Below are 17,661 nucleotides of genomic sequence, written 5' to 3' on the forward strand. Positions count from 1 at the left end.
CGCCAGCGTCCTCAGAAGCGATGGTCGACGGTGAATTCGACGCGCCGGTCCGCCCCCAGCAACCACTGCGTGCTGGTGTAGTACGCGGTGGCGTAGTACGCCTTGTCGAACACGTTGAACAGGCGTGCGGACAATCGCGTGTGCGGTGCTGCCTGCCAGGTCAGGGCGAGGTCGGTGGTGCTGTAACCGGGCAACTCCAGCGTGTTGGCATTATCGGCGTAGCGCTTGCCGACGTAGCGAACGCCACCCGCCGCGCTCCAGTCCGGTGCGAACTGCCAGCCCAGCCACACACTGGCCAGGCGCTCGGCTACGTTCGGCGGCACGTTGCCGTCGCGCGACACCAGCACCGCCGGCGAACCCGTGGTTTCCAGGAAGTCCTCGAATTCGGCCTTCAGCACCGTCGCGTTGGCATCGAGCGACCAGCGCGGCGCGAAGTTCCAGTTCAACGACGCTTCAATACCGCGCGAGGTCTGCGCGCCCACCTGTACCCGGTGATCCGGCACCAGCGGGTCGCGGCTGAGCAGCCCGGTCTTGCGGATCCGGTACGCCGCCAGCGTCCACTCGCCACCGTCGAACGCCTGCTTCAGGCCCACCTCGATCTGCCGCCCCTTGGCCAGGTCGAACGCTCCATTGGCGGCGCTGATCATCAGCAGTCCGCTGACCGGGTCCGCCGCCTGCGAGTACTGCGCATACAGGCTCAGCGTCGGCTGCAGCGCAAATACCGTGCCGGCGCGCCAGCCGGTGCTGCTGTAGGTTTTCGAGAACGCGTTCTGGCCACTGATCAGATCGGTGCGATCAATGCGCGCGCGGTCGTGGCGCAGGCCACCCAGCACCGACCAGCGCTCGCTCAGCGCCAGCCGGTCTTCCACGAACAGCGCGTACTGCTCGGCAAGGTTGCGGTAGCGCGGCAGGTTCGGCGCGTCGCTGGCGAACTGGCCCGGGACAGGATCGAACGGATCGACCGGGCCCGAGCTGCCGGCATAGGTGTTGTTGGTGTGCTTGAAGTGCGCGCGGTTGGCATCCAGGCCCACCGCGAAGCTGTTCGCCCAACCGCCCACATTGCCCTGCACACGCAGCGTCGAGGTCAGTCCGGTCTGGTCCTGGTTGTGGGTGATCTCGGTATTGCCCGAGCGATCGATCAAGCCGGTAGCGCGGTTGTAGACATAGGCCTCGGCATTGCGCCAATCACGCTGGCTGTCGATCTGGTAGACGCGGGTTCGCCATTCCACGTTCGCGTTCGGTGTCCACAGCGCGTCGAGCTGGGTCCAGCGGTCGCGGAAGCGGATCTCGCTGTCGTCCACGTTGTAGTTGCGGTGGCGCAGCGCCTCCAGCTGGCGGCCCTCGACCAGCGGCGTGCCGAAGTAGCGCATGGGTTTCTGGTAGCCCTGCGCATGGGTGAGCATCAGCTGCAGGTCCGCACGTGGCTGCCACAGCAACGCACCGGAGAATGTCGCGTCGCTGTTGCGTCCACGGTCGACCCAGCCACCGCTGTAGTTGCCGCTCACATCAACCCGATAGGCCAGCTCAGGCGTCAGCGCGCCACCACTGCCGAAGCCCAGCCGCGCGGTGTCCTCGCTGCCCGCGGTCATGCTGATCTCGTTCTCGATGGCGCCGCGCGTGGGCTTCTTCGGCACGATGTTGATCACGCCGCCGATCGCCCCGTCGCCGTGGATCACCGAGGCCGGACCGCGCAGCACTTCGATGCGCTCGATCGACCAGGTATCGAACGGGAACGTGATGCCCACGCCGCCGTACTGGCGCAGCCCATCGTACAGCCGCATCACCGAGGCACCGTCGGTGAAGCCGCGGCTGGACAGCGCACTCAGGCCATTGCCCGGATGCGGCATGGCACTGATCGCACCCGCTCGGCTGATCGCATCGTTGAGGTTGCTGTCGCCGCGCTGCTCCAGCTGCTCGCGCGAAATTACCGTCAGGCTGGCCGGTGTCTGCAACACGCTCAGGCCCAACGCAGAGCCCGCGCTGGCGGTGGACGACAGTTCACCGCTGCGGGTATCGACCACCCGCACGGTATCCAGCGTGGTCGGTGGGGCCGCGTCGGCGGCAAGCAGGGGCGCGGCATGCAGGAGCAGCGAGCACAGGACAGGCAGCGTCGCCCGGCGCAGACGCGCGGGGTTGGGGTTCGTTTTCATTTTTTCACGGCATGCAAGGCCACCCCGCAATGGCAGGGCAGCAATCAGAAAGGGACAAACACGCGCGTGCGGGCACCGGCCGTGGCCGGCAACCTCATGGAAGAACGTTCAATGCAGCGCGCGTGCGGCTCAGGCGGCCATCAAGGCCGGCGGCCCACGCGCTCCCAACGTGCCGCTGATCTGTCGCGGCAACGCCTGCACCGCGCCGCGCAGCGCGCGGCACACCGGTGCCATCGGCGCCAACAGCAGCACGGCCGCCACCAGCAGGGTGATCAGCCGTGCAGCGATCAGGCAGTAATCGCAGTCCACGCCCATCTCATGATCGGCATGTGGATCGGCGGCCGGTTTCTTTGCGGCGTCGCCGTGCGGCATCGCCATCGCGTGATGGTCGTGGTGCCCGTCCATCGCGTGCTGCGCATGCTCTGCGTGCATCGCGTGATCAAGGGCTGCCACCGGTGCGGCGGCCGCGACGTGGCCATGCGCCAGCCAGCGGCTCACCAGCGGGGCGAGCAGCACCAGCAGCATGGCAAGCCATGCGAGGGCCTGGAACCGGCGGTGGAGAGCAGAACGGCGCACGCCGCCATTCTACGGGGCCACGGCCAACCTTGGACCGCGTTCAGGGTTGGCCCCCTGCGACACGGTGACGCAGGGGCTCGCCTCCAGCGGCGACATGTGAATGCACCGCACCGCGGTCCCCACGCTTGCAGGCCCCACCTAGCCAACGTTAGGGTTCAGATGGCCACGGCAAGGAGCCAGGGGGATCAGCATGACCACCCGCATTACACACCGGCTGCGCATCAGCCTGCTCGGCCTGGCCGCGCTGCTCGCCGCCTGCGCCGACAAGGGGCCGCCCCCACCGCCAGAGCCGCTGGAACTCTCACAGCCCATCGCCGTGGACACGCCGGGCCAGCAGGTGCAGTTCGAGTTCGAAACCACGGCGCGCAATTTTGCCAGCTACCGTACCTATGCGGTGGAGCTGGATCTACAGCACGTTTCCCCATCGCCAGATGCTGCTTCTCCGCGCGACCTGCACATTCCTTTACGCGTTGGACTTCAGCAATGGTCCGGCGGCACGTGGCAGTCGCTGGCAAGCCCCGACGCCTACCAGATCGCACAGTCGCAATCTGGCCAGCCACTGCCAGACTGGCACCGCGATGCGGGACTGAACTATGCCCAGACCCAACGGGGCAGCGATGGCGCATACCGATTGCATGTCGCGTTGCTGCCGTTGCAGGGGCACAGCCGCTATCGAGTCCAGATCAGCACGGTTGAAGACATCGCACCACTTCGTGGCGCAAGCGCCAGGATACTGATTCACGAATCGCGTCCGCTCGCCAAGTAGCGCAGCGCCTTGGCACGCCCTAAAGAAGCAGCGCAGCGCACCCGCATCAACTCACGTATTGCGCCTGACCGTTCCCGAACGACCAGTTCTCCTTCTTCACCTCCACCAGATTGATGAACACATCCTCGCCGCGGATGCCCACCGCCGCATGCAGTCCATCGGCGATGCCGGCGTACAGCGCCTTCTTCTGCTCCAGCGTGCGCCCTTCGTTCCAGGTGATCTGGATGCAGATGAAGTCGTCGGTGCGATCCACCCCCAAGTAGCCGGGGTCGTAGATCAGCGTGCCGGGCGCGTGTTCCTGGAAGATCTGGAAACGGTCGTTTTCCGGCACGCCCACCGCGCGCATGGCTTGGTAGATGGTTTCGCCGACGCGTTGCAGGTAGTCGGCGGATTTACCTTTGCGAAGATCGATGCGGGCGAGCGGCATGGTGGTACTCCGGGGTGGATGGGCACGGCAATGGGCTGAGACTACGCCTGCCCAGGGCGGTGGGACAGCACAGGGATGGAACCCTCTGGCTCCATGCGTGGCATGGTCCCGCCTCCGCCGCGCGGGGTGACGTGATTGCCATCGCGGCATCCCTCCGGAGTCGTCATGTGCACGGCCGGTAAGGACGGCGATGTGCGCCATCAGTGATGGGCCGCACTACTCGCAGGTGTCGGACGGCACACAACGGGAAATGTCTGGCCTGCCTAGGGACGGTTGAGAACTTTCCTTACAGACCGATGTGATTGCCCGGCTTGAAGATCGCCGCGCCGAGGCAAAGAGCCTTGGCCGGGATTGGCGTCTCGAATAAACGAACAAGCTACTGGAGGTTGCGATCTTGATCGCAGCAAAGAGAATGCACCGACTGCCTTCCATGGCGGGCGGTGCGTGGGGATCGGAAGATCCGCCAGGCTTTTTCTCCCAGTGAGCTTTCGTGCCTTGGTACGCCAACCCGCACCGTCCGCCACCTTCGCTTCGGAAGGTGGCTTCACGCCAGTGAGGGTTTCGCCATGACCAACTGCACCGCCATCCATCCCCGCCTGCACGCCTTGATCGGCGACATCGCCGCCGATGTGCCCGAAGACCTCGCACGCGAGATCGAGTGCGCCCTGAACGAACAGAACCTTCCGGCGCAGTCGGCCACGTTTTTCGCCCGTCTCAATGCGATCAACCATGCTGACGGCGATGACGGACAGCCGTGCATCAGCCTCACCCTCGGCGCCAGCAATCACGCTTCGTTGCGCCGCTCGCTATCTGGGCTCGGCGCGTTGCTCGATCTGCTGCAGGCCGCCGACCATGCGCGCAACGAAGGCGGCCCGGACGAACAGTTGGGCGCCTTCCATATCGACGGACTGATCGTGGCCGCACGACAGTTGGTCCGCGAGGCACATCATTGCCTCTGCAGCGGCGATGCCTGACCGGCCCGGATGTGCTCCCGCTACAATCGCGCAGGGAGCGCAGGAGACCGCAATGGACGCCGAACACCTGGAGTACTTCAAGGCCGCACTGGAAGGCCGCGCAAGCGTGGGCTGGAACGTCTGGTTCGCCGCCAACCAGCAGGCGCTGGCACAACAACTGAGCCGCCCTGCACTGCTGCGCTTGAAGTTCAGCAAACTGGATGAAGCCGAACGCCTGCTGGCAGAGGCCGGCATCGCGCCCAGCAGCACGGCGGGCAAGCGCTACGAAATGTACTGCGCGCAGTTTTCGGCGGACGTGGTGGACGCGAACGGTCGCCCGCTGCCGGCCATCTGGCGCGCGGCGCACGGCGGTGCCATCGGCCTGCTTGCCGAGGGTGAGCAGGAGGCCGGCCAGGCGAAGCTGCTCGCGGAGTTCCGCCGCGTCCGCAAGCGCGGGCTGCAGCAGGCCCATGAATGGTTGGCCGATCTGTGCTTTGAAGGCGAGATGGAGCTGACCAGCGGCAGTGCCGAGGTGGGCCGTGGTCTGCTTGCAGTGGTGGTGCAGGCGGGTAGCGGCCATGACCTGCTGGATGCCACGGCGATGATCGCGCGCGAGCTATTGGACGAACACGCCTGAGACAAGGCCTGTTCCCATTCACAGAAGAAAACCCCTGAGTAAATGAAGGCCAGCAGTGAGCTCAGAGAATGGCTGGGACCGCTGTAGAGCAGGACTTTCCGCCCCCTCCCCTGCGTGGCCCGCATCGACCAACAAGCTTCATGATCGTAATATCCGGTCAAGCCTTACTCGAAGGCGTTTCCGGGGATGCGAAGAATGCGTAGGTGCAGGGATGCTGCAGGTGGTGCAATTTCGCGCTTCAGGAGATTTGAATCTCAATTCCGCCAGTTGGCTGCCATAGGCACCTGGTTGTGCTTTGCGCTGCCATTCGGCCTTGGCCTATTACCATCTGCCATCGCCGCAGGCCAGGAAACAGTCACTTACATCCACACTGACGCCCTTGGCTCCGTCGTCGCCGAAACAGATGCCAATGGGAAAGTGATCAAGCGCTACGACTATGAGCCCTATGGGGCCTTGGTAGGTGGCCAAGCCACAGACGGACCGGGATACACGGGACATGTGAGCGACTCGGTCACCGGACTGAGCTACATGCAGCAGCGGTGGATCCACAGTTGGGGATTTTCCTATCGGTGGACCCGGTAACGGCCTATCAGAAGCCAGTTGAACAGTTCAACCGGTATCGATATGCCAACGGAAACCCTTACAAGTTCACGGATCCTGATGGGCGGGAGAGTGGTGCAGCCTTCAAGGTAGTCAACGACGCCACGAATGGGCAACCGATTACTCCTCCGCCGAAAAATCCAAGCGATAGCCTCGGACCGGCAATTGGTGTCGCGTTAACCGCAATTCTGGCGGCTCCAGTACTCGCAGAGGGTGGCCTGGCCGCAATGGCAAATCCAGGAGCGGTAGCCACTGCGGCAGAGATTGGCGCAGGAGCCGCCGGTGTCACGGGCACTTCTGGCGCAGTAGCGGGAAAGATCACCGGCTACACCAAGCACGGCTTGAATCAGGCAATCTCCCGCGATGGAGGCAGGGGGGTCTCTGCAAAGGCCATACTATCGGCAGTGAAAGAACCCGCGAAGGTTGCCGAGCAGGCCGGCGGCAAGACGGCGTACACAGGGAAGGATGCGAAAGTAGTTTTGAACGGCGAAGGGAAGGTCATAACGGCCTTCCCGAAGAATAGCGAAGGACTGAGAGACCCGAAGGTAAAGTAAAGATGAAGAAGGATATCTCACCCAGCCTGCGCTCGCTGTTGGTTGAAATCGCAGCGAAGCACAATTTGCTCCTACCCGAGAATGGCGTCAGATACCTCGTTGAGCGTGATCGCGAGTCGCTGATTGATGCGTTGCTGGAAGAACTGTCAGAGAGCGGCTTGGGGCCTGACGATGAACCTAATCAACGAGGCATTGAGATCGAAGAAATCATTGACTTCGTCGGCCCCGTCGTTGATCGGCCCGATGCGTCGGGTGACTGAAGGCACGTTGATGCGGGCACGGCCTGATTGACGCACGGCGAAGATCAAGCGCGCCGCTGGAAGAACACGGCTGAGACGGAGCGCGCATTCGGCTGATCCTGCTGGATCGCTGGTAACAAAAAAGCCCCCATTTCTGGAGGCTTCTTTCGTTCTGCAACATGGTGGGCGGTACAGGGATCGAACCTGTGACCCTTGCCGTGTGAAGGCAATGCTCTACCGCTGAGCTAACCGCCCGGTGTGTTGCTGAGCCGCTCATTATAGGGGCTTTTCAGAGGCAGTCAACACTTTTTCACATTCGTGTTCACGGGTGTTTTCGGGGTGCGCAGCCGAGCATGGCTCGGCTCTACAGAACAGCGGGTTCACAGGCGTTTCGGGGCATGCAGCCGAGCCCAGCCCGGCGCTACCGGACTCACATCGTATGCGTCGGCTTGTCCGAACCGGTCAGACCGGCCAGCAGGGTCTCGATCTTGTGGCGCACGCCCTCGCCTTCGGCACCGTCGGCCAGCTGCACGCCGATGCCGGCGGTGCGGTTGCCCTGCGCGCCGGCCGGGGTCACCCAGATCACCTTGCCGGCCACCGGCAGGCGCTCGCTGGAATCGGGCAGGGTCAGCAGCAGGAACACCTCGTCGCCCAGGAAGTAGCGCTTGGGCGTGGGCACGAAGATGCCGCCATTCTTCACGAACGGCATGTACGCGCTGTACAGCGCGGCTTTGTCCTTCACGGCCAGGGACAGGATGCCCTGGCGGGCGTTGCTGGCACTCATCGATTTCCCCTTGCGGCAGGCCGCTCGTTCACCTTGTTCCAGGCCAGCAGCAACTCGACCACCGCAAGGTCTGCACGCACCGTGGTGCGCAGCAGGTCGCGGGTGCGGTTGGCCGCATCGAACCAGGCTGCAAGCTTGTGCAATCGCTCCGGCGTGGTCAAGGCATCGGTGCTGGCCTGGGCCAGCGCCAGGTCGGCGGCAAAGCGCAGGCGCAGCGCCGCGTTGTCGTCACCGCACCACTTCTGCGCCAGCTCCACCGCGCCGGTCTTGCCGGTGACCAGCTGTTCCAGATCTCGACCGACTTCGCGGCGCAGGCTCAGGCCGTCTTCGCGCAGCCAGTTGTCGGCCTGGCCGGGATGGCCGCGCGCGGCCTCCAGCGCTTCGCGCGCCGATGCCTCGCTATGGCCCCGCTGCTGCAGCCAGGCCAGCGCTTCGTGCTGCGGCGGCAGCTTGAACTCCAGGCGCTGGCAACGGCTGCGGATGGTCTGCGGCAGGCGTGCCGGGTCGCTGCTGATCAGCCACAGGTAGCGGCCGGGCTGCGGCTCCTCAAGCGTCTTCAGCAGCGCGTTGGCCGCCGAGCGGTTGATCGCATCGGCCGGGTCGACGATCACCACCTGCGCCACGCCGTACTGCGGGGTCAGCGCCAGCTTGTCGGTGATCTCGCGCATCTGCTCGATGACGATCTCGGTACGCAGCTTGTCGCCGCTCTTGTTCGGAATGAAGCTGACCAGCTGCAGGTCCGGATGGGTGCCGGCGGCGATCAGCTGGCGCGTGCGCGTGGCGTGCGTTGCATCACCCTGCGCCAGCACGTGGTCGGCCAGCGCCAGCGCCACCTCGCGCTTGCCCAGCCCGGCCGGGCCGCAGATCAGCAGGCCATGACCGAGGCGACCGGCGTCGAGCGCGGCCACGGTCTGGTCGAACGCGCGCTGCTGCCACGGCGAAAACGTGCTCATGCGCCCTCCCCGTCCTGCAGCCAACGCTCGATACGTGCGACCACATCGGCGGCCACGCGTTCCTGCACCTGGCCGGCGTCGATCAGCGCGAAGCGCTGCGGGTCCTGCTGTGCGCGGCTGCGGAACACGGCGCGCACGCGCTGGAAGAAATCGTCCTGCTCGCTCTCGATGCGGTCCGGCCACAGGTCACGGCCGTTGGCGCGTGCGCGGCCGACGGCCACGTCCACATCCAGCAGCAGGGTCAGGCCCGGCAGCAGGCCGACCGCGCGGCGCTCCAGGTCGGCAATCCACTGCGGATCCAGGCCACGGCCGCCGCCCTGGTAGGCGTAGCTGGAATCGGTGAAGCGATCGCTCAGCACGTAGGCACCGCGCTGCAGCGCCGGCCGGATCACCTGGCGCACATGCTGGGCGCGTGCGGCGAACACCAGCAGCAACTCGGCTTCGGCGCTGAGCGGCTCGGCAGCGATCTCGGCATCGGGCTTCAGCACCAGGCCGCGGATGCGCTCGGCCAGCGGCGTGCCACCCGGCTCGCGGGTCAGCACCACCTCGTGGCCGTGGCTGCGCAGGCAGTCACGGATGGCATTGATGGCGGTGGTCTTGCCTGCGCCCTCGCCGCCTTCCAGGCTGACGAAACGCGGGTGGCGAAGCAGCGCGGGACTCATTGCGCCGGGGTCTCCTGGGTACGTTGCTGGCGCAGCTGCTGCAGGTAGCGGGCTACGGCGGCGTTGTGCTGGTCCAGGCTGGGCGAGAACACGTGCGCGCCGCTGCCGTCGCCCACGGCGACGAAGTACAGCGCGTCACCGGCGGCCGGCTGCGCGGCGGCCATCAGCGCGTCGCGACTGGGCATGGCGATCGGGGTCGGGGTCAGGCCCGCACGGGTATAGGTGTTGTACGGCGTATCGGTGGTCAGGTCGCGGCGGCGGATGTTGCCGTCATACGCGGCACCGATGCCGTAGATCACGGTCGGGTCGGTCTGCAGGCGCATGCCGATCTTCAGGCGGCGCATGAACACGCCGGCGATCTGCGGGCGCTCGCTGGCCAGCGCGGTTTCCTTCTCGATGATCGACGCCAGCGTCAGCAGTTCGTAGGGCGTGTTGATCGGCAGGTCCGGCGCGCGGCTTTCCCAGGCTTCGTCCAGCGCCTTTTCCATTGCGGCGTGGGCGCGCTTGAGCACGTCCAGATCACTGTCGCCGCGCTGGTAGACGTAGGTCTCCGGCAGGAAGCGGCCTTCCGGGTGCTGGCCACCGAAGCCAAGGCGCTGCATCAACGCGGCGTCATCCAGGTTGTCGGTGGTGTGCAGCAGCGGCTCGGCGCGCTTGAGTGCAGCACGCAGCTGGCGGATGTTCCAGCCCTCGACAATCGTGACGCGGTGCTGCAGCACCTTGCCGGCGCGCATGCGCAGCAACAGCTCGCGCGGGGTCAGCTCGCCACTGAGCGCGTACTCGCCCACCTTCAGCTTGCCGGCCGCATCGAGCTGGCGCGCCAGCAGTTGCCACTGGGTGTCCTGGCCCTCGTCCACGCCGGCGTCGCGCAGCTTGCGCAGCACGCTGTTCATGCCATCGCCGCTGGCGATGACCACGCTCTCGGCGGTCGGGGTGATCGGGGCATCGGCGAACCGGGTCTGCTGGTAGAAGAACCACGCGCCCGCGCCAGCCACGACGGCGCCCAGCACCACCACCAGCGTTACCACGAACAGACACCCGCGCTTGGCTCCCGCCATGGACTACCTCTGAACTCGATTCCGTCGTGCAGGATACCGTGCCGGTGGATTGGGGTCATGATCGGGGTGGCGCCTGCGTGCCGACCAACGGTCGGCACCCACCACAACACTGGCACTACCGGAACACGCCTACCCCTGCTGGCCGAGCGCGCGCAGCAGGCCGCGGGCCTTGGCGCGGGTCTCGTCCAGTTCCTTGTCCGGGTCCGAATCGACCACGATGCCGGCGCCGGTGCGGAAGCTCACCTCCTGGCCGTCCACTTCGGCGGTGCGGATCAGGATGTTCAGGTCCAGGTCGCCATCGCGGTTCAGCCAGCCGAACGCGCCGGTGTAGGCACCACGCGGCACCTGCTCCAGCTCGCTGATGATCTGCATGCAGCGCACCTTGGGGCAGCCGGTGATGGTGCCGCCCGGGAACGTGGCGGCGATCACCTCGCCGGGCGTGACCTCCGGGCGCAGGTGGCCGCTGACGTTGCTGACGATGTGGTGCACATGCGCGTAGCTCTCCACGGTCATCAGCTCATCGACCACCACGGTGCCGGGCAGGCAGATACGGCCCAGGTCGTTGCGCTCCAGGTCGATCAGCATCACGTGCTCGGCACGCTCCTTGGGGTGGCCGACCAGTTCCTGGATGCGCGCGGCATCATCGTCGCCCTCGAAGCGCGGACGCGTGCCGGCAATAGGACGCGTCTGCGCGTGGCCGGCATGCACCGACACCAGCCGTTCCGGCGAGGAACTGACCACGTGGCGGCCGTGCGCGCTGAACAACCCGGCGAACGGTGCGGGGTTGGCACGGCGCAGCTGCGCATACAACGCCTGCGGGCTGACCGGCGCGGCGAACTGCGCGCTCCAGCGCCGCGACAGGTTCACCTGGAACACATCGCCGGCACGCAGGTAGTCGATCACCCGGCGCACGCCATCGGTGAGGCGCTGTGGCGCATCCTCGCCGACCGACTGCGGCGGCTGCCAGCCCTGCCCGGCCTCCGGCAATGCCTGCGACGCCAAGGTCATCAGCGCCTCCAGCAGGGTCTGCTCACCGGCTTCGGCGATGACGAAGCTGGCGTCGTTCTGGTGGTCGTGCAGCACCGCTGCCGGGCAGCGCAGCGCCAGCGCGGTCGGGCGGCCGTCCTCGCGCGCGCGCGCCGGCAGCACCGGTTCGATCTGGCTGGCCACTTCGTAGTCCAGCATCAGCGCCCAGCCGCCACGGAACGGCAGGCTGTGGCTGCCGTCGTGCGGCAGACGTTCGTGCTGCCAGGCGCGATCCAGCGCCTGCAGGAACGTGCCGGGCTGCACGGCACCCTGCAGGTCGCGCACCTGGCCATCGGCGTCCAGCCGCAGGCCCTCGCCCTGCGTGGCCAGCAGCAGGCTCCAGCGGCCCTGGGCGGTGCCCGAGGCAGTGGATTCCATCAGCAGCGGGAAGCGCGCCGGGTCATGCTGCTGCAGGGCCAGCAGATCGATCGGGTGCGGCAGCGGGTGGATCAGCGGTGCGTGGGTCATGGCAGCCAGTTCTGGGGTTCAGATGCACGGAAGCCGCCTTGCGGCGGCTCCGTGGTGCACGGCGTTGATCGGTTTGTCGGATTGCCGATGGGTAGAGTCGACTGTCAGTCGACTGCTTTCCCATCAACGATCACCGCGGCGGATCGAAAGGCAGTCGACTAACAGTCGACTCTACCAATGCGACGTCGAGCGTGGCGCGACGTCGCAACACCGGTCAGACGCGCTTGAAGATCAGCGTGCCGTTGGTGCCGCCGAAGCCGAAGCCATTGGACATCACCACGTCGACCTTGGCCTGGCGTGCTTCGTTGGGCACGTAGTCCAGGTCGCAGCCTTCGCCCGGCTGCTGCAGGTTGATGGTCGGCGGAATGACGTTGTCCTGCAGCGCCATCACCGAGAAGATCGCTTCCACACCGCCGGCAGCACCCAGCAGGTGGCCGGTCATCGACTTGGTGGAGCTGACCATCATCTTGTAGGCGTGGTCGCCGAAGGCGGTCTTCATCGCCATCGTCTCACCCAGGTCGCCCAGCGGCGTGGAGGTGCCGTGCGCGTTGAGGTAGCCCACCTGTTCCGGGGTCACGCCCGCGTCCTTCATGGCCATGGCCATGCAGCGCGCGGCGCCTTCGCCGTTCTCGCTCGGTGCGGTCATGTGGTACGCGTCGGAGCTGGCGCCGAAGCCGGCCAGTTCACAGTAGATCTTCGCGCCACGCGCCTTGGCGTGCTCGTACTCTTCCAGGATCAGGATGCCGGCGCCGTCGCCCAGCACGAAGCCGTCACGGTCCTTGTCCCACGGGCGCGAAGCCTGTTCCGGGGCGTCATTGCGGGTGCTCATGGCCTTCATCGCGCAGAAGCCACCCAGTGCGGTCGGCGAGGAGCCACGTTCGGCACCGCCGACCACCATCACGTCGGCGTCGCCGTACTGGATCATGCGCATCGCGGTACCGATCGAATGGTTCGAGGTCGCGCACGCCGACACCGCCGAGAACGACGGGCCCTTCAGGCCGGTGATGATGCTCAGCTGGCCCGGCAGCATGTTGATGATGGTCTTGGGCACGTAGAAGGGCGAGATCTTCTTGCCCTCGTGGAACTCGATGGTCTGCTCTTCGATGCCGAGCAGGCCGCCGATGCCGGCGCCGACGATGGCGCCGATGCGCTCGGCATTGGCGTCGGTGATCTCCAGGCCCGAGTCGTGCAGGGCCATGAACGAGGCACCGAGGCCGTAATGGATGAACGGGTCCATCTTCTTGGCATCCTTGCCGCTGACCCGGAATTTGCCGAACAGTTCGTTGTCGGCGGTGATGTCAAAGCCCTTGACCTCACCTGCAATCTTGGTGGTGAACCGATCCAGGTAGGCATCAGAAATGTTGGTCAGCGGACCGATGCCCGAACGACCGTGGGTGATGCCTTCCCAGCTGCTGGCCAGATCATTGCCCAACGGCGAGACGATACCCAGGCCGGTTACGACGACGCGACGCTTCATTGCTGATTCTCCTGACCCGAAGGTTCAATCGGGTAACACGGTTTGCTTCGGTGTGATGCCCAAACACACGGGGCCGCAACTGCGGCCCCATGGGGTGCGGTGCGCGGCGAGCGTGAGCCCGCGCGCGCACTGCCGTCTGACATCAGGCCTTGACGTGGGCCTTGATGTAGTCGATGGCGGCCTGCACGGTGCTGATCTTCTCGGCTTCTTCGTCCGGGATCTCGCACTCGAATTCTTCTTCCAGGGCCATCACCAGCTCGACGGTGTCCAGCGAGTCAGCGCCCAGGTCATCGACGAACGATGCGCTGTTGGTGACTTCTTCTTCCTTGACGCCAAGCTGTTCGACGACGATTTTCTTGACGCGTTCTTCGATGGTGCTCATGGGATCTCGCTCCAGATGGAGTTGTGGTTCAAAAGTGGTCGCCATCAAGGGCGATGGCCGTGGGATAGTGTAGTGGAAACCGGCGCGGCCTTGCATTGCAGCAAAAACCCCCGCAGATCAACCACTTGCGGCGCAATCCCTGCGCCCCTTGCTTACGGCATGTACATGCCGCCGTTCACATGGAGGGTTTCGCCGGTGATGTAACCGGCAGCCGGGCTGGCCAGGAAGGCCACCGCATGGGCGATGTCTTCCGGCGATCCCAGGCGTTCGAGGGCGATGTCGTTGATCAGCGCGGTGCGCGCTTCTTCCGGCAACGCCTTGGTCATGTCGGTGTCGATGAAGCCAGGTGCGACAACATTGACGGTGACGCCGCGCGAACCGATTTCCTTGGCCAGCGACTTGCTGAAGCCGATGATGCCGGCCTTGGCCGCGGCGTAGTTGGCCTGGCCGGCGTTGCCGGTCACGCCCACCACCGATGCGATGTTGATGATGCGGCCCTTGCGTGCCTTCATCATGCCGCGCATCACCGCCTTGCTGGTGCGGAACACGCTGGTCAGGTTGGTGTCGATGATCGACGCCCACTCCTCGTCCTTCATGCGCATCAGCAGGTTGTCGCGGGTGATGCCGGCATTGTTGACCAGGATCGAGATCGGGCCGAATTCCTTGGCGATGCCATCGAGCACGCTGTCCAGCGCGGCGGCATCGGTGACGTTCAGCGCGCGGCCGTGACCGCCGTGGGCAGCCAGGCGTTCGCCGATCGCGGCAGCGCCGGATTCGGTGGTGGCGGTGCCGATGACGGTGGCGCCCTGGGCGGCCAGCAGATCGGCGATGGCGGCGCCAATGCCACGGCTGGCACCGGTGACCAGTGCGATTTCACCCTGCAGGGGCTTGCTCATGATGTTTTCCTCAGACGGGAGCGGCCGCCGCACCGTGCCGCTTGCAGCGGCCACCGGTACGGCCGGCAGGAACAGGGAAGGTCAGGCCGACCATGCCTCGCGGGCGGCTTCGAAGTCGCCCGGCGTGGCCAGCGGACGGCCGTCGATGGCCTTGTCGATGCGCTTGACCAGGCCGGTCAGCACCTTGCCTGGGCCGCACTCGGCGATCTGGGTGATGCCGCGGGCGGCCAGCGCCTGCACGCAACCGGTCCACTGCACCGGCTGGTACAGCTGCTGGACCAGCGCGGTGCGGATGGCGTCCACGCCGTCGTGCACCTGGGCATCGACGTTCTGCACCACCGGCAGCTGCGGCGCCTGCCAGGACAGGCCGGCCATCACTTCGGCCAGGCGGTTGGCGGCTTCGCGCATGAGCGGGGTGTGCGAGGGCACGCTGACGGCCAGCTTGACCGCCTTGCGCACGCCCTTCTCGGACAGCAGCGCCAGTGCACGGTCGACCGCATCGGCGTCGCCACCGATCACGATCTGGCCCGGCGAATTGAAGTTGGCCGGCACCACCACCTGGCTGCCTGCGGCTTCGGCGCAGACGTCCAGCACCAGCTGGTCTTCGGCACCGAGCACGGCGGCCATGGCACCGACACCGGCCGGTGCCGCTTCCTGCATCAGCTGGCCACGCAGGCGCACCAGGTGCGCACCGTCATGCAGGCTCAGCGCGCCGGCGGCGACCAGGGCGGTGTACTCGCCCAGGCTGTGGCCGGACAGCACCGACGGGCGCGGGCCGCCCACGGCGTTCCAGGCGCGCCACACGCCGATGCTGGCGGCCAGCAGGGCCGGCTGGGTGTATTCGGTACGGTTGAGCATTTCCTCCGGGCCGCCCTGGGACAACGCCCACAGGTCGACACCGGCACCATCGGATGCCTCGGTGAAGGCTTCACGCACCTGCGGGTGCAGTTCGGCCAGCTCGGCCAGCATGCCCACAGACTGCGAGCCCTGGCCGGGGAAGACAAAAGCGAGGGTGGATACGGTCACGCGGTCATCCGCTTGTTGCAATCGAAGCGGGCCATGATAAGGGGGAATCCGCTGTGTCGTCTGTACGTGCGCGTATGCAGGCGTATGGAGCAATGACAGGGTCAGATCCCTTTTCCACCGGAAATGGGATCTGACCCCGGCCGACGATCAGCAGAACAGCTGCAGGACGTCCAGATCGCCGTCGGCGAGGAAATCCACGCACAGGCCCACCAGCATCAGCACGCCAGCAGTGCTGGCACCGTGGGTGATGAAGATCGAATGGGCCAGCGCGCGCGCTGACCGGCCCAGCTTCATGCAGACCCTGGCCAGGCTGCGCAGGCGGCCACTGACCGCATGCACGTGCTCGCGCACCGGTGCCTGGGCACCGCCCATCGCCTCGGCCATCATCGCCTGCAGGTGCTCGGGGCGGTCGGCATAGTACTTGGCCACGCCATAGCCGAACATCAGCCAGTCGCGGGCCTGGGCTTCGGACAGGTCCATCACTTCCAGTGGATCTTCCTCGAAGTCGATGAAACCGACCTTGTCGCCATCCCAGGTGAGGTTGCGCGGCAACGGCTGGCCGAAATAGGCGCCGCGCGCATGCGCTTCGGCAATGGCCTGCATCGCCGCCATGACCAGCCGATCACGACCGGCCTCGTCGGCCTGGCGCAGGCAGGTATTGAACGAGCTGCCGTTGTCGCCGATTACCAGCGCGGCATGGCCGGTGCCCAGCACGTCAGGCACGTTCACACCTTGCGCCTGCAGTTCTGCAAGGCGGCGGGCCTCGGTTTCGCGTGCGGCGTCGCCGCCACGGTGCGGAGGAGGACGAAGGGCATCGAGGTGGAAACGACGGGCAACAAAATTGAGCAGGCCAAGGGCCAGCGCCCGGCTTCCCTTGCCGTACTGCTTCAGCCAGGCACGTTGCCCTTCGATGACGATGGGCTCAACCATGACAGGTCCTCCTTAAACGCGTTACGGCCCCGGAGGGCCGCAACGACAAAGCTTCACATTGTCGTAACTTGCACTATCAATAGCGCAACAGAGCCGAACCCCACGTGAAGCCACCACCGAAGGCCTCCAGCAGCAGCAGCTGGCCGCGCTCGACCTTGCCCGAACGCACGGCGGCGTCGAGCGCCAGCGGCACCGAGCCGGACGAGGTATTGCCATGCTTGTCGACAGTCACCACCACCTGGTCCATCGACATCTCCAGGCGCTTGGCGGTGGCTTCGATGATGCGCAGGTTGGCCTGGTGCGGAATCAGCCAATCCAGGTCGGACTTGTCCAGGCCGTTGGCGGCCAGGGTCTCGTCCACGACCGAGTCCAGCGCCTTGACGGCGTACTTGAACACGTCGTTGCCCTTCATGTTGATGGTGCCGCCACCGTTGGCGCCGTCCTTGAAACCGCTCGAGACGCCGACCGGGTTCCACAGCAGTTCCTTCTTGCTGCCGTCGGCATGCAGGTGGGTGCTGAGGATGCCGGTCTCTTCGTCGGCCTTGAGCACGACGGCGCCAGCGCCATCGCCGAACAGTACGCAGGTGGTGCGATCGTTCCAGTCGACCATGCGGGTCAGCGTTTCGGTGCCGATCACCAGCACGTGCTTGCAGTCACCGGAACGGATGAATTTATCGGCCACGCCCAGCGCGAACACGAAGCCCGAGCAGGCTGCGTTGACGTCGAAGGCGGGGCACCCGGCCACACCGAGCTTGGCCTGGATCAGGCACGCGGTGGACGGGAAAATAAGGTCAGGCGTGGTCGTACCGACCACGATCATGTCGAGCTGCGAAGCGTCGATGCCTGCGGCTTCCAGCGCGCGCAGGGCGGCGTTGTAGCCAAGGTCGCTGGTGGTTTCGCCTTCGGCCGCGATGTGCCGTTCACGAATGCCGGTGCGCGACTGGATCCACTCGTCCGAGGTTTCGACCATTTTTTCCAGGTCGGCGTTGGTCAGGACTTTTTCCGGCAAATAGCTGCCGGTGCCCGCGATCCTCGAGTAGATCCGCTTGCTCATCATGTTTCCTGTTGCGCGGGCCGCCGATCACCGGCACGCCCGG

19 protein-coding genes and 1 tRNA gene are annotated in these 17,661 nt (G+C 65.9%); 5 read left to right on the plus strand and 15 right to left on the minus strand.

Translation table 11 applies throughout. From position 1 onward, the window contains the following. Positions 1-11: 11 nt before the first annotated feature. Positions 12-2,150 (minus strand): TonB-dependent receptor, encoded by a 2,139-nt coding sequence (locus VG543_RS03365; protein WP_423177729.1) that lies wholly within the window; start codon positions 2,148-2,150, stop codon positions 12-14. A 129-nt stretch (positions 2,151-2,279) separates the two neighbouring features. Continuing rightward, positions 2,280-2,675, minus strand: a complete 396-nt coding sequence (locus tag VG543_RS03370; protein ID WP_423177730.1) for a DUF2946 family protein — start codon at positions 2,673-2,675, stop codon at positions 2,280-2,282. 241 nt (positions 2,676-2,916) lie between these two features. Between VG543_RS03370 and VG543_RS03375 the strand changes: the two genes are divergently transcribed. Beyond that, a complete protein-coding gene (locus VG543_RS03375) occupies positions 2,917-3,492 on the plus strand; it encodes a hypothetical protein (RefSeq protein WP_423177732.1) in 576 nt (191 codons plus the stop codon). Between the two features lie 46 nt (positions 3,493-3,538). Here the strand turns inward: VG543_RS03375 and VG543_RS03380 are convergent, their stop codons facing one another. Further along, a complete protein-coding gene (locus VG543_RS03380; RefSeq protein ID WP_423177733.1) occupies positions 3,539-3,919 on the minus strand; it encodes a tautomerase family protein in 381 nt (126 codons plus the stop codon). Between the two features lie 566 nt (positions 3,920-4,485). Between VG543_RS03380 and VG543_RS03385 the strand changes: the two genes are divergently transcribed. From VG543_RS03385 to VG543_RS03400, 4 genes are all read left to right on the plus strand, one after another. Further along, positions 4,486-4,893, plus strand: coding sequence for a hypothetical protein (locus tag VG543_RS03385; protein ID WP_423177734.1), 408 nt, complete (start codon positions 4,486-4,488; stop codon positions 4,891-4,893). 52 nt (positions 4,894-4,945) lie between these two features. Continuing rightward, positions 4,946-5,509, plus strand: coding sequence for a hypothetical protein (locus VG543_RS03390; protein ID WP_423177735.1), 564 nt, complete (start codon positions 4,946-4,948; stop codon positions 5,507-5,509). 539 nt (positions 5,510-6,048) lie between these two features. Next, on the plus strand, positions 6,049-6,663 hold the full coding sequence (locus VG543_RS03395) for an RHS repeat-associated core domain-containing protein (protein WP_279936116.1): 615 nt from the start codon (positions 6,049-6,051) through the stop codon (positions 6,661-6,663). 2 nt (positions 6,664-6,665) lie between these two features. Next, complete coding sequence (locus tag VG543_RS03400; RefSeq protein WP_021202623.1) at positions 6,666-6,923, plus strand: hypothetical protein; 258 nt, start codon at positions 6,666-6,668, stop codon at positions 6,921-6,923. A gap of 159 nt (positions 6,924-7,082) precedes the next feature. Here VG543_RS03400 and VG543_RS03405 read toward each other — a convergent pair. From VG543_RS03405 to VG543_RS03460, 12 genes are all read right to left on the minus strand, one after another. Beyond that, positions 7,083-7,157: transfer RNA gene (locus tag VG543_RS03405), tRNA-Val, on the minus strand. 175 nt (positions 7,158-7,332) lie between these two features. After that, complete coding sequence (locus VG543_RS03410; protein ID WP_005412452.1) at positions 7,333-7,686, minus strand: PilZ domain-containing protein; 354 nt, start codon at positions 7,684-7,686, stop codon at positions 7,333-7,335. Continuing rightward, positions 7,683-8,639 (minus strand): DNA polymerase III subunit delta', encoded by a 957-nt coding sequence (locus tag VG543_RS03415; RefSeq protein ID WP_188250352.1) that lies wholly within the window; start codon positions 8,637-8,639, stop codon positions 7,683-7,685. The genes VG543_RS03410 and VG543_RS03415 overlap by 4 nt, the downstream gene beginning before the upstream one ends. Then, positions 8,636-9,301 (minus strand): dTMP kinase, encoded by a 666-nt coding sequence (gene tmk, locus VG543_RS03420; RefSeq protein WP_019659493.1) that lies wholly within the window; start codon positions 9,299-9,301, stop codon positions 8,636-8,638. The genes VG543_RS03415 and tmk overlap by 4 nt, the downstream gene beginning before the upstream one ends. Then, positions 9,298-10,359, minus strand: a complete 1,062-nt coding sequence (gene mltG / locus VG543_RS03425; protein ID WP_423177736.1) for an endolytic transglycosylase MltG — start codon at positions 10,357-10,359, stop codon at positions 9,298-9,300. The genes tmk and mltG overlap by 4 nt, the downstream gene beginning before the upstream one ends. Positions 10,360-10,488: 129 nt before the next feature. Then, complete coding sequence (locus VG543_RS03430; protein ID WP_423177737.1) at positions 10,489-11,853, minus strand: aminodeoxychorismate synthase component I; 1,365 nt, start codon at positions 11,851-11,853, stop codon at positions 10,489-10,491. 214 nt (positions 11,854-12,067) lie between these two features. Continuing rightward, positions 12,068-13,330, minus strand: coding sequence for a beta-ketoacyl-ACP synthase II (gene fabF / locus VG543_RS03435; RefSeq protein WP_423177738.1), 1,263 nt, complete (start codon positions 13,328-13,330; stop codon positions 12,068-12,070). Positions 13,331-13,472: 142 nt separating this feature from the next. Next, positions 13,473-13,712 (minus strand): acyl carrier protein, encoded by a 240-nt coding sequence (gene acpP / locus VG543_RS03440; protein WP_005415509.1) that lies wholly within the window; start codon positions 13,710-13,712, stop codon positions 13,473-13,475. Between the two features lie 152 nt (positions 13,713-13,864). After that, on the minus strand, positions 13,865-14,608 hold the full coding sequence (fabG, locus tag VG543_RS03445; protein WP_423177739.1) for a 3-oxoacyl-ACP reductase FabG: 744 nt from the start codon (positions 14,606-14,608) through the stop codon (positions 13,865-13,867). Between the two features lie 81 nt (positions 14,609-14,689). Beyond that, the gene (gene fabD / locus VG543_RS03450) at positions 14,690-15,634 is read right to left on the minus strand and encodes an ACP S-malonyltransferase (RefSeq protein WP_423177740.1); all 945 of its coding nucleotides are present in this window, start codon (positions 15,632-15,634) and stop codon (positions 14,690-14,692) included. 147 nt (positions 15,635-15,781) lie between these two features. Continuing rightward, complete coding sequence (locus VG543_RS03455; RefSeq protein ID WP_019659499.1) at positions 15,782-16,564, minus strand: serine/threonine protein kinase; 783 nt, start codon at positions 16,562-16,564, stop codon at positions 15,782-15,784. Between the two features lie 76 nt (positions 16,565-16,640). After that, on the minus strand, positions 16,641-17,618 hold the full coding sequence (locus VG543_RS03460) for a beta-ketoacyl-ACP synthase III (protein ID WP_019659500.1): 978 nt from the start codon (positions 17,616-17,618) through the stop codon (positions 16,641-16,643). Positions 17,619-17,661: the final 43 nt, after the last annotated feature.

This window comes from Stenotrophomonas sp. CASM101, assembly GCF_049384845.1.
In the GTDB taxonomy this organism is placed as follows: domain Bacteria; phylum Pseudomonadota; class Gammaproteobacteria; order Xanthomonadales; family Xanthomonadaceae; genus Stenotrophomonas; species Stenotrophomonas hibiscicola.